The 23,413-nt window shown below is 38.1% G+C and carries 21 protein-coding genes; 11 read left to right on the top strand and 10 right to left on the bottom strand.

Translation table 11 applies throughout. The features are described 5' to 3' along the window. The first annotated feature begins 21 nt into the window (after positions 1 to 21). From ND811_RS10670 to ND811_RS10620, 11 genes are all read left to right on the top strand, one after another. A complete protein-coding gene (locus tag ND811_RS10670) occupies positions 22 to 2,526 on the top strand; it encodes a methyl-accepting chemotaxis protein (RefSeq protein ID WP_265352132.1) in 2,505 nt (834 codons plus the stop codon). Then, the gene (lepB, locus tag ND811_RS10665) at positions 2,519 to 3,049 is read left to right on the top strand and encodes a signal peptidase I (protein ID WP_265352133.1); all 531 of its coding nucleotides are present in this window, start codon (positions 2,519 to 2,521) and stop codon (positions 3,047 to 3,049) included. The genes ND811_RS10670 and lepB overlap by 8 nt, the downstream gene beginning before the upstream one ends. Then, positions 3,027 to 3,953 carry a DUF2157 domain-containing protein gene (locus ND811_RS10660; RefSeq protein ID WP_265352134.1) on the top strand — a complete coding sequence of 309 codons (927 nt, stop codon included), beginning with the start codon at positions 3,027 to 3,029 and terminating at the stop codon, positions 3,951 to 3,953. Before lepB ends, ND811_RS10660 begins: the two co-directional genes overlap by 23 nt. Next, positions 3,950 to 4,885 carry a DUF4401 domain-containing protein gene (locus ND811_RS10655; RefSeq protein ID WP_265352135.1) on the top strand — a complete coding sequence of 312 codons (936 nt, stop codon included), beginning with the start codon at positions 3,950 to 3,952 and terminating at the stop codon, positions 4,883 to 4,885. Before ND811_RS10660 ends, ND811_RS10655 begins: the two co-directional genes overlap by 4 nt. 222 nt (positions 4,886 to 5,107) lie before the next feature. Next, complete coding sequence (gene gap, locus ND811_RS10650) at positions 5,108 to 6,115, top strand: type I glyceraldehyde-3-phosphate dehydrogenase (protein WP_265352136.1); 1,008 nt, start codon at positions 5,108 to 5,110, stop codon at positions 6,113 to 6,115. A gap of 1 nt (position 6,116) precedes the next feature. Then, positions 6,117 to 7,307, top strand: coding sequence for a phosphoglycerate kinase (locus ND811_RS10645; protein WP_265352137.1), 1,191 nt, complete (start codon positions 6,117 to 6,119; stop codon positions 7,305 to 7,307). A gap of 1 nt (position 7,308) precedes the next feature. Then, positions 7,309 to 8,058: a triose-phosphate isomerase gene (tpiA, locus tag ND811_RS10640; RefSeq protein WP_265352138.1), complete on the top strand. Its 750-nt coding sequence runs from the start codon at positions 7,309 to 7,311 to the stop codon at positions 8,056 to 8,058. A 9-nt stretch (positions 8,059 to 8,067) separates the two neighbouring features. Continuing rightward, positions 8,068 to 8,400, top strand: a complete 333-nt coding sequence (secG, locus tag ND811_RS10635; RefSeq protein ID WP_265352139.1) for a preprotein translocase subunit SecG — start codon at positions 8,068 to 8,070, stop codon at positions 8,398 to 8,400. After that, entirely contained in the window at positions 8,360 to 9,028 is a 669-nt protein-coding gene (locus ND811_RS10630; protein ID WP_407658893.1) for an LIC_12096 family protein, read from the top strand. The genes secG and ND811_RS10630 overlap by 41 nt, the downstream gene beginning before the upstream one ends. A 7-nt stretch (positions 9,029 to 9,035) precedes the next feature. Beyond that, positions 9,036 to 10,187: an LIC_12097 family sensor histidine kinase gene (locus ND811_RS10625; protein WP_265352141.1), complete on the top strand. Its 1,152-nt coding sequence runs from the start codon at positions 9,036 to 9,038 to the stop codon at positions 10,185 to 10,187. Then, positions 10,184 to 11,206, top strand: coding sequence for a response regulator transcription factor (locus ND811_RS10620; RefSeq protein WP_265352142.1), 1,023 nt, complete (start codon positions 10,184 to 10,186; stop codon positions 11,204 to 11,206). Before ND811_RS10625 ends, ND811_RS10620 begins: the two co-directional genes overlap by 4 nt. A gap of 80 nt (positions 11,207 to 11,286) precedes the next feature. On the opposite strand, the gene ND811_RS10615 is transcribed toward ND811_RS10620, so the two are convergent. Genes ND811_RS10615 through dnaB form a run of 10 tightly spaced genes read right to left on the bottom strand, consistent with a single transcriptional unit; the run spans position 11,287 to position 23,399 of the window. Beyond that, on the bottom strand, positions 11,287 to 12,354 hold the full coding sequence (locus tag ND811_RS10615; RefSeq protein ID WP_265352143.1) for a hypothetical protein: 1,068 nt from the start codon (positions 12,352 to 12,354) through the stop codon (positions 11,287 to 11,289). A gap of 1 nt (position 12,355) precedes the next feature. Beyond that, complete coding sequence (locus ND811_RS10610; protein WP_265352144.1) at positions 12,356 to 13,612, bottom strand: nicotinamide-nucleotide amidohydrolase family protein; 1,257 nt, start codon at positions 13,610 to 13,612, stop codon at positions 12,356 to 12,358. A gap of 7 nt (positions 13,613 to 13,619) precedes the next feature. Further along, complete coding sequence (argS, locus tag ND811_RS10605; RefSeq protein WP_265352145.1) at positions 13,620 to 15,398, bottom strand: arginine--tRNA ligase; 1,779 nt, start codon at positions 15,396 to 15,398, stop codon at positions 13,620 to 13,622. 2 nt (positions 15,399 to 15,400) lie between these two features. Then, positions 15,401 to 15,655 (bottom strand): hypothetical protein, encoded by a 255-nt coding sequence (locus tag ND811_RS10600; protein ID WP_265352146.1) that lies wholly within the window; start codon positions 15,653 to 15,655, stop codon positions 15,401 to 15,403. Continuing rightward, positions 15,652 to 16,401 carry a DNA repair protein RecO gene (recO, locus tag ND811_RS10595; RefSeq protein ID WP_265352147.1) on the bottom strand — a complete coding sequence of 250 codons (750 nt, stop codon included), beginning with the start codon at positions 16,399 to 16,401 and terminating at the stop codon, positions 15,652 to 15,654. The genes ND811_RS10600 and recO overlap by 4 nt, the downstream gene beginning before the upstream one ends. Next, positions 16,402 to 16,869: an rRNA maturation RNase YbeY gene (gene ybeY / locus ND811_RS10590; RefSeq protein WP_265352148.1), complete on the bottom strand. Its 468-nt coding sequence runs from the start codon at positions 16,867 to 16,869 to the stop codon at positions 16,402 to 16,404. It lies immediately after the preceding gene. Beyond that, complete coding sequence (locus ND811_RS10585) at positions 16,866 to 19,232, bottom strand: HD family phosphohydrolase (protein WP_265352149.1); 2,367 nt, start codon at positions 19,230 to 19,232, stop codon at positions 16,866 to 16,868. The genes ybeY and ND811_RS10585 overlap by 4 nt, the downstream gene beginning before the upstream one ends. Then, a complete protein-coding gene (locus ND811_RS10580) occupies positions 19,229 to 20,236 on the bottom strand; it encodes a PhoH family protein (RefSeq protein ID WP_265352150.1) in 1,008 nt (335 codons plus the stop codon). Before ND811_RS10580 ends, ND811_RS10585 begins: the two co-directional genes overlap by 4 nt. Position 20,237: 1 nt before the next feature. Further along, positions 20,238 to 22,043 carry an aspartate--tRNA ligase gene (gene aspS, locus ND811_RS10575; protein WP_265352151.1) on the bottom strand — a complete coding sequence of 602 codons (1,806 nt, stop codon included), beginning with the start codon at positions 22,041 to 22,043 and terminating at the stop codon, positions 20,238 to 20,240. Positions 22,044 to 22,055: 12 nt separating this feature from the next. Continuing rightward, complete coding sequence (gene dnaB / locus ND811_RS10570; protein ID WP_265352152.1) at positions 22,056 to 23,399, bottom strand: replicative DNA helicase; 1,344 nt, start codon at positions 23,397 to 23,399, stop codon at positions 22,056 to 22,058. Between the last annotated feature and the right edge of the window lie 14 nt (positions 23,400 to 23,413).

The raw sequence follows: 23,413 nt of genomic DNA, 5'->3' as shown, positions 1-23,413 counted from the left end.
TTGTATCCCTAGGGTATGGATATGCGTAAATTGATCAAATTTATAATTTTTGGTCTAGAGGGTTTTAACTACGGAATCGGCTTCCCCACTCTGCTTTTTTACATTTACTTTTTCACAGAATGGTCGGGAGAAGAATTTCAAACTATTCTAATTTCAGCATTTATCTCTGTTTTTTTTATCGTAATCTACGCTATTTCTTTCTATTGGATTCGGTTTGCCTCTATCAGTCGGATCGGAAAACCAGAGTGCACCAAACGGGACCAAATCAAAGCCTATTTCTGGTTAGATCATTTAGCAAAAGTAGCGATGATAGACGTGATCATCCGTTACGCAATCGGCTTTTTCTTTGTTCTTGGATCTTTGTATTTTTATCTTCACTCGCAAAATTTTGTTCTAATGAGCGAAATGGCTATTGGTCTCTGCTTAACCCTGGCTTTTACAGTTATCTTTCAGTCAATTTTCATCGATTATGTGGAAAACAAATTCAATATCAAAGGAATCCTACTTTCCATACGTCTTGACCACAACAAAAGAATTAATACCAGAAAACTTTCTAGAAATTTAGGTTTTCAAACAGTTCTTTCTTTTCTTGCTGCCATCCTTGTATTGTTTATCATCAACTACCGATTGAATTTCAAACAAGAGTTGGATCTAGTGCATTCCAGTATGGAACAATCGGTAATGGATTCCGAAACTTTGATGAGAATCACCTTAGTTGATTTTCGAGATCGACTTACCCTTTCAATATTTGCAGAAAACAAACTAAAAGACCAAATCATTAGAAAAGACCAACAAGGGATTCGGGCTGTACTGAATGAAATCCAATTAAAAAGCACAAACCATGCGGTGGAAGCTCTCTTCTTTTATAAACCTGAAGAAGGAATTTTTGTTTCTACAAATGATTATGATCGTTCTAAAACTGGATCGATATTTTTTATCGAAGATGTTGCACTCGCAAAACAAGGGCCTGTTCGCCATACGAGCATTCGCTCAAGGGTTTCCGGTGACATTGTTTCACCGTATACCCTTCCAGTTTACCAAAATGACCAATTTTTAGGTTACGTAGGTGGTTTCTTAAATATAGGAAAACTTTCCAGTTTTATATTAGGAAATATTAAAATTGGAACCTCAGGGAAAGTTGGATTCTTTGATGGCGACGGAACCATAGTTTATTATACTAATAAAAATGAAATTGGAACCAACGCCAAAGCAAGGTTAGTTTTTGATATTCCCTTCCAAAAAGATGACGCACTTGGTTTTGCAGACTCCACAGAGGACGGAACTTTAAAAAGAATTTTTTATGTAAAAAACCCTGAGTTTAATTACATTATCTTCTGTATTTTTGAAAATGCTGAATTGTATGAAAAAACGATGACTAGTCTATTCACAACACTAGGTATATCAATTATTGTTGTTCTACTCATTGGAATCATCACAGTACTTGTCATCGAATCTAAACTAAAACCGTTAGAAAGAATTCGAGTGAGAATTGCAGAAATGGTGAAAGGGAATTTAAAATCTGATTTTTATGATTCTAGCAGAGATGAGATTGGTAGTATGGCAAATGCTATGTTTGAATTTCAAACTAAGTTAAGACAAATCGTAAACCAAACCCAATCCGTTTCCAATGAACTCACAAATACAAGTTCCGATATTTACGAATCCATGTTATCTCTCTCTGACGCGGCCCAAAACCAAGCTGCAAGTAGTGAAGAAATTTCTGCCTCTGTGGAAGAAATCACAGCAGGTATAGAAAGTGTGGCACAAAGGACGGAAACCCAATCATTTACTTTGGCATCGCTTATGAAAAAAATGACGGAGCTCAATCATGCAGTATCCGAAATTGACAAAAAGTTCCAAATTGCCGATGTGCGAGTTGAAGAAATCACAAATGATGCTAAGTTAGGCGAAAAGTCCCTAGGCGAAATGAAACTCTCTATGGATAAAATCTTTCAGTCTTCTTCTGAAATGATTAGTGTGGTAGAAATCATTCATAATATTTCAGAACAAATCAATTTACTTGCTTTGAATGCTGCCATTGAAGCGGCGAGGGCAGGTGCCAGTGGAAGAGGTTTTGCTGTGGTTGCAGACGAAATTTCCAAACTAGCCGATAAAACAGCTAAATCCATTTACGATATTGAAGAACTCATCAAACAGAACGAAGGCGAGATTAAACAGGGTCAAGAAAAAATTGATAAGTCCATTGTGATTTTAAGTGAAACCATTTCTGGGGTAAACTCGATCAACCAAATGACCAAAGAAATTCGCTCTGTCGTCAGAAAACAAATTGAAACCAACGAAGAGGTCAACGAAGGTGTCACTCAAATTCGTGAACTATCTGAAATGATCAAAGAAGCCACTGACGAACAAAAAATGGCGATGCTTGAAATTTCCAGATCTATGGCAGAGATCAATAACCATGCGCAAACAACAGCCATGTCTAGCGAAGGAACCAAATCCAGTTCGCAAAATATGAACCAACTATCCGAAAGCCTCAGAAGAGAGATCAACTACTTCCATGTCTAAATCAAAAAATAAAATTCCATTCAAAACAAGACTCGTCGCATTTGCCATTCCACTTGTTGTTGGTCTCTTGGCTGCCGTTGTTTTTAAATACTTCGTAATCACTCCTGTCCACATTCCGAACCAGTTTATGGAACCTACTTTAAAGAATGGATCCACTGCTTACTTCAATCGTTTGTTTCGCTTTAAACATTTGGGGATTGGCGATATTGTTTTGGTTCGTTCTCCCTTAGATCCAAAATCTCTTCTCATTGCAAGGATCGTGGGTAAACCTGGTGATACTATCTATGTAGAGAAACGAATGGTATTTCGCAACGGAACCCTTCTCGATCCTACTAGTTTTCCCGAATCCTCATCAAACGATATCCCAATGATCCCTCCCGGAAAAACAGAATCAGATGATATGGCAAAAGTGACTGTTCCCGATAAATCTTTTTTCTTACTTGCTGACAACCGCGAACTTGGTGTGGATTCTAGAACTTTAGGTGTCGTGCAAGAAAGTCATGTCATTGCCACCCTATGGTAATAAAAAATTAGAAGATTGGATTCATTTTTTTGAATCCTCTTTGCTCGTCATAGGATCTGCCCTTCTACTATCAGGAATATTTTTCCTTGTTGCATTCCATTGGAACTTATTCGATCGGTTCACAAAACTAGGCATCGTTTTTTTCCTAAACGTTCTATTTTATCTTTTCACCTTTTTCTTTCGAAAAAAAAGACTCCTCTTTGAAATTGGCCTCACGATTCTTTTTTTCTTAACAGGTTTCGCCTTACTGGTGTTTGATCAAATTAATCAAACCGGTGCTGATGTTTATGATTTTTTTTTGGCTTGGGCCATTTTTACCTTAGTTTTGGTTCCCATATCGCGGTCAGGTGTGGTAGCCGGATTATGGATGGTCTTAATTGCTTCCACGGTCTATCTATATTCGGTTCAAGAAGCAACTGGAAATGAAAACCACCTTCTTTTCGCAGCCGCTTCGCTCTTATTTATTTTCATTGGAACCATTCTTGATTGGCAAAAAACTGAGTTTTATTCAGAAAAAACAAAATCCTTTTTATCAGCCTTAGGAATCTTTTTTGCACTCGGTTTCTTAAATTTAGTCCATGTGACCTTATTTCGAATTCATTCCGAGTTCAGTTCCACATGGACTTATGGATTTTTTCAGATGATACTTCCTCTTCTTTTATATGGATTCCTTTATCTATACTACAGGTGGTTTCGATTTCGACATTTAAACTTAAGTTTGATCTTATTCTTTGGGTTAGGCCAAATCCTTATAAAAACTGCAGATCTTTTTGCCATTTGGGCTTATAGTTCAGCGGTTAATTATCTACTCTTTGCCCTTTCCATTACTCTCTATTCGGTTTGGGCGGTGTTTCATTTGAACAGGTTGCGAAGGATAAAAAACACGGTGGAACTTAACCCGTGAAAACTCCTTGGTACATAGAAATATTAAGTTTTCTAGGATCCCTTCTTGCAGGTGGTTTTTTCCTACTTTGTCTTGTGGTTCTCGGACTTTTAAACAACAAAGATCTCAATCTTTTTTTGGGACTCGTTGTAATGATTTTGGTTTCGGTCTTTTCTTTTCTGCAAACGAGAAGGAAAAAAGAAAGTTTTGGACCTATCCTATTTTCGTTTTTAAACCAAGGATTTTGTTTATTTCTCTTTGGATTCCATGAAACGTATAAACCAGAAGAAACTTCTTTCCTTTGGCTTATCCTCTGTTTTCAGCTGATTTTCTTTTTCTTTGTATCGAATCCCATCCAAAGATTTCTCTCACCAATTCTGTTTTTTCTATTTTTTGGTTTTTTGCTTTTAGAATATAACTTACTCTATTTTTTACCATTTCTCACAGCGATTTGTTTGAGTTTACTTTTCTGTTTTAGTTTTCCGAGAAATGCTCCGGAACCATACCACCACCTTCCTTACTCACTCAGTATTTCTCTTCTCATCTTGGTTAATTTTTCTTTTTTCCCAGAACTAAAAGAGATTCCTTGGAAAAGGGAATCCCAATCCATTATTTTTTTGTTAGGTGGAAGTTACCTATTATACAAAGAGCTATTACCTAAAATTAGTATTTTTTCCTTTTTACTTTTTCTCGTTTTCTTTACTTTTATTTTTCTCCCAACGGTTCAAACTCCAGGAATTATCGCCTCCTTCTTTATTATCCTTTTAGGATTTGCGCGGGGGGATTCCTTTTTATTTTATCTTGCTTGGATTTCTTTTTTTCTATTCTATTTCGGATACTATTACGACTTAGAGACTAATCTCTTAGATAAAGCAAAAATGATGATCGGCTCTTCTTTGTTGTTTTTTGCAGCTTATTTATTTTTAAGATTTTCACCTGTGAGAGAAAAATGATAAGAGCAATCTGGTTTGTTTTTCACTTAATTTATTGGCTAATTTTCACTGGATTTCTCACCTAAATCCATTTGGGAAAAAGAAAAAAATCGGAAAACGGGAATTTCTTAAGGCTTATTCCCCAACTTCGGGCCTTAAAATGAGTGACAGAGACCCTGAACCCGAAATTCTGTAATTAAAAAATCGTTTCATCTCTCGATACGAGCCTTTTAGGAGAACCTCATGGTAAAAATCGCAATCAATGGTTTTGGTCGCATTGGACGACTTGTACTTCGATCTGGAATCAAAGATCCCAACTTAGAATTTGTTGCAATCAACGACCTCGTCACACCAGACAATCTTTCTTATCTTTTTAAATATGACTCTACTCACGGCCGTTTCGACGGTGAAGTTTCTCACACAGACAACGAAATCATTATCGATGGCAAAAAAGTAAAAACCTTCTCGGAAAGAGACCCAGAAAAACTCCCGTGGAAAGAACTCGGAGTGGACTTTGTGATTGAATCCACAGGTCTTTTTACTGACCGAGCGGGTGCCGAAAAACATATCAAAGCCGGTGCCAAAAAAGTAGTGATCTCTGCTCCTGCAAAAGACAAAGACATCCCTACTTTTGTAATGGGTGTGAACCATGAAAAATATGATTCTGCAAAAGACAATGTAGTATCAAATGCATCTTGTACAACAAACTGCCTTGCTCCGATCACAAAAGTGGTTCTTGACAACTTTGGAATCGTAGAAGGTCTTATGACAACCATCCATGCGATGACGGCTACCCAACCAACTGTAGACGGACCTTCTAAAAAAGACTTCCGCGGTGGTCGTGGGGCTGCTCAAAACATCATCCCAGCTTCCACTGGGGCAGCAAAAGCCGTAGGACTTTGTATTCCTGAAGTGAATGGAAAACTCACCGGAATGAGTTTCCGTGTTCCCACTCCAGACGTATCGGTTGTGGACTTAACCGTTCGCACAGAGAAACCAACTAACTTAGCTGAAATCAAAAAGAAAATGAAAGAAGCAAGTGAAGGTTCTATGAAAGGAATCCTTGGTTATACAGAAGATATGGTGGTTTCTAACGACTTTCTTGGAGACATTCGTTCCTCTATCTTTGATGCGGATGCTTGTATTGAACTAAGCCCAACTTTTTTCAAACTTGTATCTTGGTATGACAATGAAATGGGATACTCAAATCGAGTGTTAGATCTCGTACGTTACATGGCAAAAAAAGGCTAAGATGAAATTACCTCTTCTCGAAGAACAAAATCTAAAAGGAAAACGAGTCTTTGTTCGTGTGGACTTCAATGTCCCAGTGAAAAACGGAAAAGCCACGGACCAAACTCGAATCGAAAAAACCCTCCCCACTTTGGAATTACTCATTTCCAAAGGAGCAAAGATCATTTTGGGAAGTCACTTAGGTCGCCCTAAAGGCGGCCCTGAGGCAAAATACTCAATGAAACCAGTGTTTGATGTTCTTTCTACACTCGTCAAAACCAAAGTCAGTTTTTCTGACTCAGTGATTGGTGCAGCTGTAGTTAAAATGTCGAATGAACTTGGGGAAGGAGAGATTTTACTTTTAGAAAACCTTCGATTCCATAAAGAAGAAGAGGAAAACGAAGCCGGTTTCTGTAAGGAACTGGCTAAGCTTGCTGATGTCTATGTCAACGATGCCTTTGGAACCGCACACCGTGCCCACGCTTCCACAGAAGGTGTGGCCCACCTACTTCCTGCGTTTGCGGGACTTCTTATGCGTAAAGAAATTGAAGTACTCAGCGGACTTCTCGCCAAGCCGGAACGTCCGTTCGTAGCAATTGTCGGTGGTTCCAAAGTCAGTTCCAAATTTGCTATTTTAAAGAACCTTCTCGAGAAAGTAGACCACCTCCTCATTGGTGGGGGAATGGCTTATACCTTCCTGAAATCCAGAGCGGTTCCTGTGGGTAAGTCCCTTGTGGAACCAGAGTTTGAATCCCAAGCCTTCCAACTCATTGACCGGGCGGGGGTGCAAGGAGTTGACCTCCAAATTCCTGTGGACCATATTATTGCCGATGCTTTTGATCCCAATGCCAAAACAAAGTCTGTAGATAAAATGGGAATTTTGGATGGTTGGATGGGTATGGACATTGGTCCCAAAACCATCGATAGTTACGTTAAAGCAATCAAAGAAGCCAAAACCATCCTTTGGAATGGACCGATGGGTGTATTTGAGATGGACAAGTTCTCTAAAGGAACCATTGAGATTGCCAAAGCCATTAGTAAATCCAAAGCCAAAACCGTTGTGGGCGGGGGGGATTCTATCGCTGCCGTGAACAAAGCGGGTGTGGCAGACAAAATCACTCATATTTCCACCGGTGGCGGGGCTTCCCTTGAATTTTTAGAAGGACGAACACTCCCAGGTGTGGAATGTTTACTCCCTAAGGAAGGAAAATAAGATGAGAAAAAAGATCATTGCGGGAAACTGGAAAATGAATTTAACCTTGGCGGAAGCTTCTGCCATCACCAAAGGTTTGGTTTCTGCAACTAACTCCTCTTCCTACGAAGTGATGGTGTTTCCAAGTGCTTTGCATCTGGAAACTGTATCTTCCCTTGCGAAGGGATCTAAACTGATTGTAGGTGCACAGAATGCTTACCAATCAGGTCTTACGGCAATGACTGGGGAAATTTCCCCTGTCCAACTGGCAGAATTTGGGATCTCCACCGTTCTTGTGGGCCATTCCGAAAGACGCCAGTTCCTCGGAGAAACTTCCGAGTTTGACAACCAGAAGATTTTATACTTTTTGAAAGCAGGTCTCCGCGTTGTATATTGTGTAGGAGAAACCTGGGCAGAACGAGAAAAAGGAAACACCTTTTCTGTGTTAGAAGACCAAATTAAAAAAGGTCTAAAAGACATTACCAGTGACCTCTTCTCTAAACTAGTGATTGCTTATGAACCAGTTTGGGCCATTGGAACTGGAAAGGTGGCAACACCCGTAGAAGCAGAAGAAGCACATGCCTTTATCCGCAAAGAAATTGGAAATTTATTTGTAGGTGCAAATACAATCGCGGAGAACATTCAAATTCTTTATGGTGGTTCCGTAAAACCAGACAATATCAAAGAATTACTCGCCAAACCAAATATAGACGGGGGCCTCGTAGGGGGAGCCAGTCAAAAATTAGATTCATTTTTAGGACTTTTAAAATAAGGAAACATTATGGGATTTTTTGCAGGAACCATCCTCACACTTTTTATTCTACTCTCACTTTTTCTCATCCTTCTTGTCATGATCCAAACAGGAAAGGGCGGAAGCGCAGGTATGCTCGGCGGATCTACCGCTAGCCAATCGGTATTTGGTGCATCCACAGCTGATGTAATGACAAAAACAACGAGAATTGCGGCGATACTTTTTATCGTATTGTCTCTTGCACTTTCTTTTGTTTTTGCAAAAAAAGACGAAGTGTTGGTTCCCGATGTCGAACCAAGTTTAGAAGCTCCGGTAGAAACTGATGGAACACCTTCCGAAGTACCGGCTCCTACTACTCCTTAGTTTTTTCTCGCTAAATCTCGGTCTTTATCCAGAGTCCGAGATTTCCGAAAAAGAAAGTAGATTAGATAAGGAAATCCTTAGCCTTTATCGAGAGATCGCTAAAGCTAGGGAGCTTATGTCCTACGAAACACTTTCCTCTCTCCCAGCCAATACTACCATTAGTTTTGTCGGAACTTATCCGAATAGAACAGGAATTCGAATTCGAAAATACAAAGTAGATCCAGACCCACAAAACAAAAACCGAATCAAACATTCGGAAGAAAAATCAATTTTACTGGAATTCAATGGATCGGTTCTCTCTAAAGTAGAAGTTCTCATAGTTACGGAAGATACGGAGATTGAACAAAAGACAAAAATAAAAATAACCGATTCTTCCCCGCTCGATACTTCTTTAAATGATATGGTGATTAGTTTTTCTGGAATCGATAGCTCTGATAGTTTTCCCCTTTCTTCCCTTCGAAATGATGAAATTAAAGGGGAAAGAAACGATTTTAAAAAAGATTTTTATATTAAATTCCTTTTGGATTTTCATAGTCAATTGGCTTCCATAACCGCCTTACAAAAAACAGGTGGAAACAAAAATCAGAAGTCTATGTTTAAACAATTGAACCAGTCATTGGGGTATTAGTTTGCATATGAACTCTGCAAGTGGAAGTAGCAATGGTGATTCCTTTTCCGTCGAAAAAGTTGCTGAAAAAGCCCGCGAACTTGAAGCCATTTATGATGTGGTCCAAGACCCCCTAGTTCTCATCGACTCTGATTTTAATATCCAAAGAGCAAACCTAGCCACAATTCTATTTGCAAAAAACAATAAATACGATGAACTGTTAGACCGTAAATGTTACGAAGTTTTATACCAACGCACTGACATTTGTCCCTATTGCCCAAAAATCAATGTTAAACCTAAGGATAAAAACCAGACCTACTCCACTCCGATCACAAGAGAGATTTTTTTCCGATCGGAGGATAAAAAACAAACTCTATTTTTAGAATTTTATCCTTACCCAAAACAAGAAGATCTTTTCTGGATGGTAGAAAAAATCTCCGATGTTACAAAACAAAGAGATAAAGAAGAAGAGTCTTTTCGGATGCGTAACCTAGCCTCTCTTGGAATTTTAATTTCAGGAATTGCTCACGAGCTAAATAACCCTCTAACTGGGATTAGTTTAACGCTTCAAAATCTCAAGGCCAATTGGCAAAACCAACCTCCCGAACAAATCGAAAAACGCTTAGACATGATAAAAAACGATGTTTCTAGGGCAGCCATCATTGTTTCCGATATTATATCTTTTGCAAAAACTGATAAAGTTAAAGTAACATTGGGAGATATTGTTGAAACGATTAATCGTGCAAAAGATACGGTGATTCGTCTTTATCCTCACCTTAGTAAAAATATCGTTTGGCGCATATCCAGTGATCATGATTATCAATTCCCTTTTCATCCAGGAAAGATGGAACGTTTGTTTATGAATTTATTTCGAAATTCTTTGCAAGCTTTTGACTATAGGCCAGGTGAAATTTCGATCGAACTAAGAAAAACTAAAAATTGGATCCATATCATCGTAGAAGATAATGCTGGCGGAATTCCAGATTCTATCATTCAAAAGATTTTTGATCCGTTTTTCACAAGCAATAAGTCAGGAACTGGAACAGGTCTTGGCCTTTCCATTTGCCATTCCATAGTAAAAGAACATGATGGAAATATATCGGTGAAGTCAAGTGAGCAAAAAACTCGTTTTACCATATCTTTCCCACTCACCAATGATATCACGGAGCAAAGTCCATGAAAAAATCCATTTTAATTGTGGAAGATATCCATTCTATTCGCGAAGCGATTATGGACTTACTCAGCACCAAGTTTAATGTTTTTGGAGCAGAGCACTTCGAAGAGGCAGTTTGGTATTTAACCAACGAAAAAATTGACTTAACAATTACCGACATTCGCCTTCCCGGAAAGTCAGGGATTGACTTAGTCAAACTAATTCAAAAAGAATTTCCCCATGTTTTATATGCTCTTATGACTGCATACAACATCAACGAATACATTAAATATGCAAAAGATCTTCATATTTGGAATATCATTCCAAAATATAGTTTCTTAGACATTCACTTAATTGAAGTTATGGTAGATAAACTTCTTTCCAATGACATTTTTGGAATCGAAAAATACTTCAATAGTGAATTTAAAGTTTATAATCAGAATATTAACAGTGAATTTGAAGAAGCGCCGAACAATGGAATCATTTACAAACAAATTAAATCGGACCAAGACCGATCGATCCTTTGTGGAAAAATTTCAAAAAACTTAATTCAATTGGGAGCTCCGAAAGCCATACAACAAGTATTGGAAGAACTCACTTCCAATGCCATGATCAGGGCCCCTCGCACCCAGGAAGGCGATTACAAATATCAGTTTGAAATTCCAAGCCACGATATGGTGGTTCCACTAGACAATATCCAACTAATGCCAGATGATTATTTTTTAATTGGCTACGGTGCGACAGAAAGTACTATTTTTATCGTAGTCCGTGATCAATTTGGATCACTTCGCAAAGAAGAAATTTTACATAGACTTGACCGTCATATTAGCATTGATGAATCCACTGGTTTTCCCAAAGGTTTAGAAGACAGCCACGGTCGTGGACTTTATATTTGCCGAGAAATTTCAGACCAACTCATATTTAATATCGAACGCGGTGTTTGCACAGAAACGATCGCTATGATCAACCGAGAAGGTAGAACTGGTTTCAAATCTCTTTCCGTTTATGAAGTAGATCCTAAATCCAAATCAAATCCCAGTACTTAATCTTTAAATAAAACTAAGTATGTTTATTAAAAACAATTTTTTGGTATACGAATTGAACTTACAACCGCCTAAACAATGGTTTAGAAAATCTGAAATTGCATTAAATCTGATTTGGATTGCAAATAAAAAACGGAATCTGCTTTTCCAGGGAAAAAACGCACCGGCAACTCTGATGGAGGAATGCGTTTGGTTCGAATCAAACCGCCATTCGTATTGTAAAACTGGATTTCTGATTCAAACAAAGCTACGTAAATAGAATCTGAAACAAAAACGGTTTGGTACACTCCCCCTTGTTTGGATTTTGTTTTTTCCCAAATCAATTCACCATCCTGATAAAAAGATAAACTATCCGGTAGATTAAATAAGATCGATCCGTCATTGCCTATGACAAAATAGAGTTTGTGTGGATAGAACTTAGGAAGTGAGAACTGCTCCACTCTTTTACCTAACTCATCTAATACTAAAATAAAATCTTTATCTAACAATGAATAATGAATTGCTGTGAATTTGCCATTAGATGATAAAGCGACAGATTTAAAAAAAGATTCATTTTTATCTTTTGAAAGCTCTTTTTCAAACAGGATATTTCCTTTTTCATCTAAACGATAAATTTCTCCGCCGGAAAATAATACGATCACACCTTTATTCTTAGAATCAAATTGATAGTCGGTTAAAAATCTCCCATTTAACTCTGACTTACCAACTCGGTTTCCGCTTTCATCCATAAGAAAAACAGTATTATTATCACCTGATAAATATAGAACAGGCGATGCGTAATATCCGCTTCTTGGATAAGAATTGATAGGCTTTTTCCAAAATAACTCTCCTGCATCAGAGAAAAAGTTCACTTCATCCCCAATTTTTTCATAAAGAAGATACCCATTGGTTAATAACGGGAAATCAATTAAATATTTAGGATCAGTATCTAAGAATTTTCCAGTTCGAAACGAATAATATCTACCGCCAACTTTGTAACCATTAATTGTTTTCAAAGGATCTTCTCCTATTTTTGGTGAAGAGGTTCCAAATCGGCCTTCGCTGTTCCAAACCCAAGTCTCCCTAATGTTCGGAACTAAATTTAAGTCCACATCCCAACCAAAATAGAATAAGAGAAAAAAGACTACGGAATAAATAATCGTTTGCCACATACTAAACGTTCCTTTGTTTTAGAGACTGGTATAATAAAAATAAGGCGGTATTACTTGCATTTTCTCGAATCCCTTCTCTATTACCGGGAAAGATATAGGAATGAGTTTGAATCATACCATCAGGTGTTTTTATACCAATCCATACAGTTCCTACTGGTTTTATATCTGTTCCACCTTCTGGACCTGCAATCCCAGTAATGGAGATACAATAATCGGCTTCCGTTTTTTCAAAAATTCCTTTTGCCATAACTTCGGCCGTTTCTCTACTGACAGCTCCAAATTCATCTATAACATTCGCCGGAACACCTAACAACGACACTTTGAGAGCATTCGAATAAGTTAAAAATCCACCTAAAAAATAGGCGCTGGAACCAGGAGAATCTGTTAATTTTTTTCCAAGAAGACCGCCTGTGCAACTTTCTCCAACGGCAATAGTATGTTTCCTTAAAATCAATTCTTCATGAACATAAGAGAAGACATCGTCGGAAATAATTTTTGGATATTGACTTTCCAACGCAAAGATTATTTTTTCAAGGCTCTTAGGTTCGGTTGATTGAAAAATACATTTAATATAACCTCGATTTGCTGTGACACCCCATTCCACATCTGAAAAGAGGTCTTCTCGATATTTTTCAATAAAATCTTTTTGATAGAGGGATTCACCGATGTTCCATAACCATTTTGTTTTTTGGACTAAGTTCTCTCGAGGATAGATTCTTTTTAACTCAGGAGTGAGTCTCCTTGTGAACATTTCCTTCATTTCCGACGGAACACCCGGCATACATACTAAGTAAGAATCTACACCTATGGGTTCTACAAAGCCAACTGCAATTCCAACGTTATTGTCTAAAATTTTACAATCTTCCGGGACAAATGTTTGGCGAAGTACTGTCGGCAAAATATCGCTATATTGTTTTCCTCTAGACTCATATACACGCGTTAAACGAATTTTAGCCTTTTCCACTGAAAATGATTTTTTTCCATTGAGTTTTAACACTGTCTCAAGTGTATAATCATCCTCTGTAGGTCCAAGTCCCCCGGTCATGAGCGCAAGTACCGGACGAGATTCTGCAAGTTTTTTTAACGTTTGGAGTTCCGATAAAATGAGTTCCGGATCGTCAGGTAGTGCGATAAACTTTTTTACCTTCCACCCTAATTCAAACAATTGATTTGCCATCCAACCCGAGTTCGTATCTAAACTACGGCCTGCAGTAATCTCAGAACCAGTTGCGATAATGACTATGTATGGTGCTTCCATCGTTTTACTATTCAGTGGTTTCTTTTGACATCTTCTCAGGTGCAGAAATGCCAAGAAGTTTTAATCCACTTTCTAAAGCAAACTTCGTATAAAGTATAAGTGTGAGAAGGGTATCTCTTTCCTTTCCCGTTTTATCTTTGATGCGGTTGTCTTTTTGTGAATAAAACTTTGTAAATGACTTACTCAAAGATTGCAAATAATTAGTAAGCCTATGAGGTTCAAAACTTGTTGCGGTGTCATATACTTCTTCTTGGAGTCTTGCAACCCAGAAAAGAAGACGAGTTCGTTCCTCTTGTTTTAAAAATTCATCAGAAATTCCAGCCTGCAGTATATTCAGATCCATTGGCACTTGCAATTCGCGAAAAATGGAACAGATTCTCGCATGAGCGTATTGAATATAAAACACCGGGTTTTTATCTGATTCGTCTTTAGCTAAATCCAAATCAAAATCAAGTGGTGCATCGGAACTTCTCATTAAAAAGAAATAACGTCCTACATCTCTACCCTGTTTTCCCAAATAAGACAAAAGATCACGCATCGTTTGAAAAATTCCCAATCGTTTGCTCATTTTTACCTTTTCTTTGTTTTCGATCAAATTTACCTGTTGGGCAATGAGTACTCGAAAACTATCATCAGCTTTTCCAAAGGATTTCACCGCTCCTTTCAATCGAGCTATATAACCATAATGGTCAGGGCCCCAAATGTCGATTAACGTATCAAATCCTCGACTAAATTTGTTATAATGATATGCAATGTCAGCCATCAAATAGGTTGGCCTTCCGTCTTCTCTTCGGATCACACGATCTTTATCATCTCCGTAGAGTGTGGATAGGAAATGGAGTTTTCCATCGATTGTTGTAACGTCTTCTTGTTTTAAGATGGTAGGAACTTTTTCAACATCCCCGGCTTCGTGGAGGCTACGTTCACTAAAAAACAAATCAAAGTTAACTCCAAATAATGCCAAATCTTCTTTTTGTCGGCTCAAATTGTAATCAACTGCATAACGAGAAAGAAAATCGATAACCGCATCCCACTTTTCTTCGGTGATAGAATCTAACACATATTTGGTTCTATTTTCGTCGTCTAAACAATGAATGGCTATGTCTTTTATATAATCGCCACGATAACTTTCTTTTGGAAGAGTCCTTTTTTTAATTAAATCAATTACAGATTCATCAGATTCTTCTTCTTGGAAACGTATCGTTTCACCTCTTAATTCAAAAATTCGTAAAAGAACAGCAACACCCAATAAATAAACTTGATTGCCATAATCGTTTACGTAAAATTCTCGTTTCACCGTATGGCCGAGACTTATTAGCAAATTAGCTAATGCATCGCCATACGCAGCTGATCTTGCAGATACAATATTCATTGGACCTGTCGGATTGGCAGAAACAAATTCGAGAAGTATCTTTTCTTTTTTGATGGTTTCAGCAAAAATCACATTTGGAAACATTACAGATTTTACATATTCGTTTAAAAACCGAGTTTGAATTCTGAAATTGATAAAGCCAGGTGGCGAAAAACTAACTAACTCAAAAAATGAATCATTTTTGATCTCTCTCAAAACTGCTTCTGCTATTTCTTTTGGGTTTTTACTTAGAAGATTTTTGTTTTCTAGGGCAAACGGAGATGAATAATCTCCAAACTTTTCATCTCGAGAATACTCAATACGAATTTTTAAATTCTCTCTAACGGAAGTTAGATTATTTTTTTGTAAATAGGTATCGACTGCTTTCTCTAATTCGGAAAGCACCAGTTGCTTCAATAATTGATTAACATTCATTTCTAAAATTTAATTTCCATATTTAATTTGTCTGAGTTCTGCCAAAGTTCAAAACTCTTCTCTTTGAACCTTGACACAAAGTGAGGAATACTCTCTTTTTCTTCCCGCAGAGTCGCCTGGAAGGTACCTGGTTGTTCTTTAACCAAAACATTTTTCCTGTCTTTACGAAAGTTCTCTCCTTTTAATAGGAGTTGGAACAGAGCAAAAAAAACAGAAAGAGTCATACAAAGTAAAACTGTCTTTGTAATCAAATTCATAAATACCCTATCGACTTATAAAATTCGAAGTATGATTTTAATTCTTTTCCAAAAAGAGACCTAAGAAATTGGTTTAGTATCAAATCGCCATCTCGATACTCTGTTTCCCTGGGAAAGATAGTCAATACGTTCGAAAATTTCTTTGATAACATAGTATGAAATAGTTTCAAAACAGGCAAATGATCTTTGGGAATTGGATGGCAGTCAGAACATAAAAATTCACGCTCTACAACCGCAAAATAGGCAGCAGGTTTGGAAAGAACCTCTTCGCCACATGTATGGCAATAAAATTCGGTTGGGAAATGGCCCATATGAGATAGGGATCTTAGTTTAAAAAATGGAAGAATTTGTTTTTGGAATCCTTTTTCATTAGAGGTTTCCAAACTACCAGAAAGAAGTTGGAACAAAAAGGGATGCATTTCTCCTTCTGGATAAATCATAGATGTTAGTTCGGTTATATATAAAACAAACAAAGTCCCAAGATAATCTGACTTTAATTCATCATATCGTTTTACAAGATGAACTTCCTTTATGGATTTCCAATCTTTCTCTGCTTGGTCATAATAATCAAGTTCCACAAGTGATCCAATTTCTGTGGTAATGATGGCACGTCTTTTAGACTTACGAATCCCTTTACTTAGAAAGTTCATCCTAACTTGTGACTCTCCCGCTAAACTTATGACTCGATCACTATCTCCAATATCCCGACTTTGTATGACAATTCCTCTTTCTTTACGAATGGCCATTTATCTTTCGAAAACCAATTCCAAACATTCATCTTCTTTTTTCCGCATACAAATTGCATCTTCTTCGTTCGTTTCATGATCATAACCAAACAAATGCAAAATTCCATGAACCAAAAGACGATAGAATTCGTCTATAAGTGAATGGCCAATTTCTTTTGCTTGTTTTTGGCATGTATCCATAGAAATCACCACTTCACCTAATATCTGAATGGGAATGGGTGGAAATTCTGAATAAAGAGGAAAAGAAAGAACATCTGTTGTTTTATTTAGCCCTCTTCTCTCTAAATTAATCTCTTTCATCAATCTATCATCTACAAGAAGGATCGAGAGTTCGAGAGATTGCAAAAAACTAGGACTCAAATATTTTAAAATAATTTCAGCATTTTTAATCACTAAATCAGGGTTAACTTCTGACTTCCCACCTAACTGATCATTCAGGTGAGTTAGCACACTAAGAGAAGGATTCATTTTTTATTTTTCTTGGTTCCAGCAGTTTCTAAAGCCTTTGTATCTTCTGGTTTTGGATACTTAGGTCTTTGGTGTAGACTTGAGAGTAACACTTCTTTAAAACTAGATTTGATAATCTCTAAATCCCCGATGGTAAGTCCACTTTCATCTAATTGGTTTTCAGCCAATTTTGAGTTAATAATTTTTCTAATGAGTTCATCCAGACTTTCCGGGGACACTTCCTCTAGAGAACGAGAGGCTGCCTCTAAAGAATCAGCAATCATTACGATTCCTGTTTCTTTACTTTGTGGTTTTGGACCAGGATATTGAAAATCTTTCTTATTGATATTTTTTCTGGCCGAAGGTGAAATTTCCTGTAATGCTTTATGATAAAAGAAGGCCATCGTGGAAGTTCCGTGGTGTTCGGGGATAAAACTAATGATCTCTCTCGGCAATCTTGCCTTTTTGGCCATTTCAATCCCGTCTAACACATGATCAATGACTGTTTTTGCCGCCAGTGCAGGATTATTTTTATCGATATGTTCCGGTTTCGGAATCAAATGTTGGTTTTCGACAAAAAATCCAGCATTAGGAATCTTACCGATATCATGAAAGTACACTCCCACACGCACAAGAAGCCTATCTAAATTCAAATTTTGAGCAGCTCTCTCAGACAAAGCAGCCACCATAAAGGTATGCGTATACGTCGAAGGTGCTTTCGTTAACAACTGTTGCAGCAAAGGATGACCCGTATCAGCAAGTTCAATCAGCTTAAAACGTGTTGGGATATTAAATATATACTCATACATCGGAAGCAAAAATTGGACAGCTGTCGCACTGGCAAAACCATTAACAAAACACATAACTGTGATGCGAAAAAGATTCGAATTGGTTAAATCCCGAAAAAAACCAGATCCAGTAGAAACATAGAATTCTCTTCCATCAAACAAATACCCGGCAGTGGTGATGAGGATTTGAACAAATGTTAGTAAAAATCCTGCCTTTAAAAAATCGATACGTTTAAGAAGTCGCCTTCCGTAAATGGAACTCATAACAGCGACAGTAAATGCCAACATAAACGATGTTGGATTGTATCTAGAGGCAAAAAATACGGCAAATGCTAAAAAGAATCCAATCGCAATCGAAAGTTGTTCATCATAAACAAAACCAAGAAGTAAACAAAGCATCCCCACAGGAACAAACATTCCAAAATAGTACACACCAGATAAATCACTATCAGTTGCATAAAAAACTTTTGAAAGCAGATATATGGAGGCAATCACAATCCAAAGTGTAAAAAAGATGATGAGGTTACTCGAAAGATCATTCAAACGATTTGGGCGATAACGAATGAGGTAAAAACCAACAATGACAATTAATACACATTGAGTAAGAAAAATTGAAACAATTGATGCCAAGTTTGCACGAGTGGCATAACGATTCATCATTTCTAATTTTAGTTTTACTTCTGGAGTGATCACATCACCAGCGCGAACAATGACTTCATTTGCCTGGATTCGACTCTTCTGAATCGGAACCGAATTTGTCGCTCGCATCCGCGCGTTTTCTGTTTCCTCTGGGTTATAATTACAAGCAGGATAAGAATAAATATAATAAAGTCCAATTCTAGATACAGCCTTAAGTAAAGAATCAGAAACGTTTGGTAACTTTTCAGCAGCTAATTTTGATAATACGGATGCAACTGGACCATCTTTATAAATCTGAGATCTTGGTATTACTAAATTCCCATCGATAATGGAAGTTTGGTCTTGTGTTCCAATGTTACGAATTTTCGCCCCGGATTTGTCCAATTCCTTTGAAAAAGGAAGGTCTTCTTTAACGATACAATACTTCGAAAAAATCAAATTCGTATATTGTTGGATAAAGTTCTTTAATTTTTCCTTTCTTGGATAATCCAAAATGGCTTGGATTTCTTCATTGGTTCTATTTCTCCACCTCGGTATCCTATCTTTTACTACGTTAGGTGTGACTTTCCCCTCAGCTAAAATGTTACGAAGTAGTTCCACATCTTCTGAAAGACTAGTATCAATTCCAGCAACTAAGATTCCAAAATCCTTATCAAACGCAAACGGAACGTTTGCCTGCGCTTTTTGTTTTTCCCCGTTTGTTTTTTCTGTATCTTCATAAGAAAATTCTTTTACAGATTGAATGGTTTCTGGGGCAATTTTTCCTTCTGAAAACAAACCATCTGGGTCTGTATTCACTCTTGATTGCCCAAAAAAGGGAATCGAAAGCACATAAGTCACAAACAGAAGCGTAAGCGAAACTAAAATAATTTGGATGTTTCGAACCACAGAAACAGGCCTTACTCTCGTAAGAAAATCTGTAAGCCTGGTCATAGAGGAATCTAAAATAGCTTTCATGTTTTTTTCGAAAAGAGGCTTTCGTTTTCCTCGAATCGCCTTACAATAGATTCGACGATCGGATGACGAGTGATATCTTCCCTACCAAAGAAAATTGTTTCAATTCCATTTAGATTTCTTAAGGTATAAACAGTTTTTTCGAGACCAGAACGTCCGTGGGCTAAATCAATTTGGGTGGCGTCACCAGAGATTGCCATTTTGGAATTTTTTCCAAAACGAGTGAGAAACATTTTTAATTGCGGCAAAGTACAGTTTTGTGCTTCATCCAAAATAATAAAGGAATGAGATAAAGTCCGGCCTCTCATAAAAGCAATGGGAGCAATTTCAATTTTTCCCACTTGTAAGTATTCACTAGTTTTTTCAAACCCAATACATTCGTGTAACGCGTCATAGATGGGACGTAGGTAGGGATTTACTTTTTGTGTCAGGTCTCCCGGAAGATAACCTAAATTTTCTCCCGCTTCCACAGCAGGCCTCGTAAGGATGAGTCTGTCCACTTCCCCTGTTTGCATCATACGGCAAGCTGTGGCAATGGACAAAAAAGTTTTACCGGTCCCGGCAGGACCCATAGCAATGGTGATATAGTTTTTATGAAGGCTATCCACAAAACTTTCCTGGTTTTTAGTCCGAGGAAAGATAGGTTTTCCTTTAAACGTAACAAAGATCTTATCTTTTGGAGTCCAAGTTTCTCCATCCTTTTGAAAATCAGAAGAACCTGGAGTCGGCCAACCGCCACTAGAATCTTTTACTTTATTCACCAAATAATCGATATCAAAAAATGAGTATTCGGCTTTATCGGGTCTTCTTTTAAAATTTTCTTCCACCTTATGAAAAGTATCCAAGGCTACCTGAACTTGGTCTTCACTTCCCTGGATGATGAGAGATTTTCCACGAGGGATGAGTTTTACATTGAGGCGACTTTCCCATAACGGTAGTTTGCTGTCTCCAATCCCACATACAGTTTGGTAGAGGGATTCTTCCTGAAATGTAAAACTTTCATCCATATTAGATAGTGACTACCCTGAGTTTTAATTCTTCTAATTGTTTCGCCTCAACGGGACCTGGAGCTTCGCTCATCATACAAGTTCCTTTTTGAGTTTTTGGGAAGGCAATCACATCACGAATGGAAGTTCCTCCCGTGAGTAACATCATGATACGATCCACTCCAAATGCAATCCCCCCATGAGGTGGCGCTCCAAAAGAAAGCGCATCGAGTAAAAATCCGAATTTGGATTTTGCATCTTCTTCTCCAATACCAATGGCTTCCAAAACTAGACTTTGGATTTCTGGGTTGTGGATCCGGATGGAACCACCACCAATTTCTGTGCCATTCAGAACTAGATCATAAGCTTTAGCTCCTATCGAAGAAAGGTCAACTTCTTTCCCTGCTTTCCAATCCCTTAGTTTTTGGAAGTCTTCTTCTTTTGGGGAAGTGAAAGGATGGTGGAGGAAGGTCCAAGTTTTTGTGGTTTCATCCAATTCAAACATAGGAAAGTCCACGACCCAATGGAAACTATAAGGAACCTTAGGTGGATCATATTTTTCAGATAATTTCAATCGTAAAGCACCAAGGGAAGCATTCACAATCTTAGAAGAATCGGCTCCAAAGAAAACCATATCTCCTTCTTTGGATCCAACAGCTTTCGCAATTGCCGCGAGTGCTTCGGGTGTGAAACGTTTGGTGATAGTAGACTCGAGTCCATTTGCCCCATGTTTCATATAGGCAAGGCCTTTTGCACGGAAGTCCCGTGACAACCAAGAAGTTAAGTCTTCAATTTCTTTTCTAGAAATCACAGAACCTCCAGGTACACAAATTGCCTTCACCACTCCACCACTTGAAACAGCCGCACTGAATACTTGGAAATCAGCATTTTTTACAATGTCTGACACATTTACAAGTTTCATTCCAAAACGAATGTCTGGTTTGTCTGATCCGTATTCTTCCATAGCCACATGATATGGCATGGTCATAAAGGGTGCGTTCACCTCTAAATGAAACACTTTCTTTAAAGCAAAGGCCCACATAGATTCAATTTCACTGCGGATATCTTCTTCTGTTACAAAAGAAAACTCCATATCAAGCTGAGTGAATTCTGGTTGGCGGTCCGCACGTAAATCTTCATCGCGAAAACATTTTACGATTTGAAAATATCTTTCCATTCCCCCTATCATCAGAATTTGTTTGAAAAGTTGTGGAGATTGTGGGAGAGCATAAAACTCACCAGCATTCAAACGAGATGGAACAAGAAAGTCCCTTGCCCCTTCCGGAGTGGATTTATTTAAAATAGGAGTTTCAATTTCCAAAAAGGATTTACTATCTAAATATTCACGAAGAGCAAATGTTAGTTTATGGCGAAGGACCAACCGATCCCTAAGTTCTTCTCGGCGCATGTCCAAATAACGATATTTCAAACGAATTTCTTCGCCGGATGGATCAAATTCATCTAACGTAAAAGGAGGTGTTTTGGATGTATTTAAAATTTCTACAGATTCTGCAATTAACTCATATTTGCCGGTTTCCATTTTTGGATTCACTGATTCGGCATCACGAAGGGAAAGTTTTCCTTTCACAGCAATTACAAACTCAGAACGAATTTTTTCTACTTTGGAAAAGTCATCTCCCAAAATTTCTTTACGAGCAACAATTTGCAAAATACCAGAACGATCACGAAGATCGATAAAGATCACTCCCCCTTGGTCACGGTAACGGAAAGCCCAACCGGAAAGGAATAACGTTTTACCGACATATGCATCCGAAACACTCGTTGCACTAATTCTATTTTTATATTCGGAACTGACCCACTGATTCAATTGAAAACCTCTTTATAATGGAACGTTGTCGAAACGGCTGATCTTCGGATTGAACATCAATGGAAAATCGGCCGTAGCACCCGCTCTGTTTTTGGCGATAATGATCTCAGCCATTCCCCTTTTATTCGGGTCAAGCTCCTCGGGAGGTTTCACCATTTCCTCTCGATAAATAAAACATACAATATCCGCATCCTGCTCAATAGCACCTGACTCCCGTAAGTCGGAAAGTTGAGGCCGTTGGTCTTTGGAGCGGTTCTCAATGGAACGGTTCATCTGTGACAAGGCAATGATTGGGCAACCCACTTCCCTTGCCATTTGTTTGAGTCCCCTTGAAATATTGGCAACCTCTTGTTGACGCCCACCCATTGCAGCTTTGGGATCACTCATTAGCTGTAAATAATCCACAATCACAAGCCCTACTTCTTCTGTGGTGCGAAGTTGGCGTAATCTCGCAGAAAATTCTTGGATGGTCAAATATCCAGAATCATCAATGTACAAACTTGCAGAGGTGATATTTCCGATACTGTCTTTGAGTTGAGTCATCTGCGCTGATGTCAATGTCCCTGCTTTTAAGGCATAAGAATCAATCCTTGCATCGGCACTAATGAGTTTAAGAAGGAGTTCGATCCGGCTCATCTCTAAAGAAAAGATAACAACCGTCTTACGCTCTTTCAAAGCTGCATTGGCTGCAATGTTTAGAGCAAAAGTTGTTTTACCATTCCCTGGACGAGCAGCAAGGATCATAAGTTCGTGAGATTTTAGTCCTGTGGTTGCCATATCAAGACCTGTGAAATGGGTTTTTAATCCATTAATTCCACCCGTTCCATTTTGGCTTGCCGCCACAACGTTTTTGATATAATCTATCAGTGCATTGGCATCATCTTTTACTTTTCGCAAACCTTTGGATCTCTCTTGGCGAGAGATATCCATGAGCGATTGTTCGACAAGACTGAATACAGAATCGTTTTCCCCAGGCTCTATCTTTACTTTATCTATGGCTTGGTTTAACGCTTCTACATACTTACGTCTATCAGAAACACGTTTGACACGACGTACGTAATAGTCTAACGGCTGGAAGGGTACTGTGTCTTTGTATAGAGATGTGATGTATTCCAAGTCACGGGATTCATCTTTAAAAAGACGTTTTTCCCGCATTTGGTTTGTGACCGTAACTAGGTCGATATTGATCCCTTCATTGATGAGATCGGTAACAGCCTCAAAGACACGTCTATGTGTGTCCATATAGAAGTCATCCGGGCTTAGACCTAAGTCTTCTTGCCCGGCTACCCCTCTCATGAGTAGGTAACCGATTAAGTTCTTCTCAGACTCTATCTCCTGAAGGGGGTTAGAATTCATCGAAAAAGCTTTAG

The sequence above is a fragment of the Leptospira soteropolitanensis genome (assembly GCF_026151655.1).
GTDB classification, from domain to species: Bacteria; Spirochaetota; Leptospiria; order Leptospirales; family Leptospiraceae; genus Leptospira_A; species Leptospira_A soteropolitanensis.
Note: the sequence above shows the minus strand (reverse complement) of the source record. Positions and strands in the feature narration are given on the sequence as shown.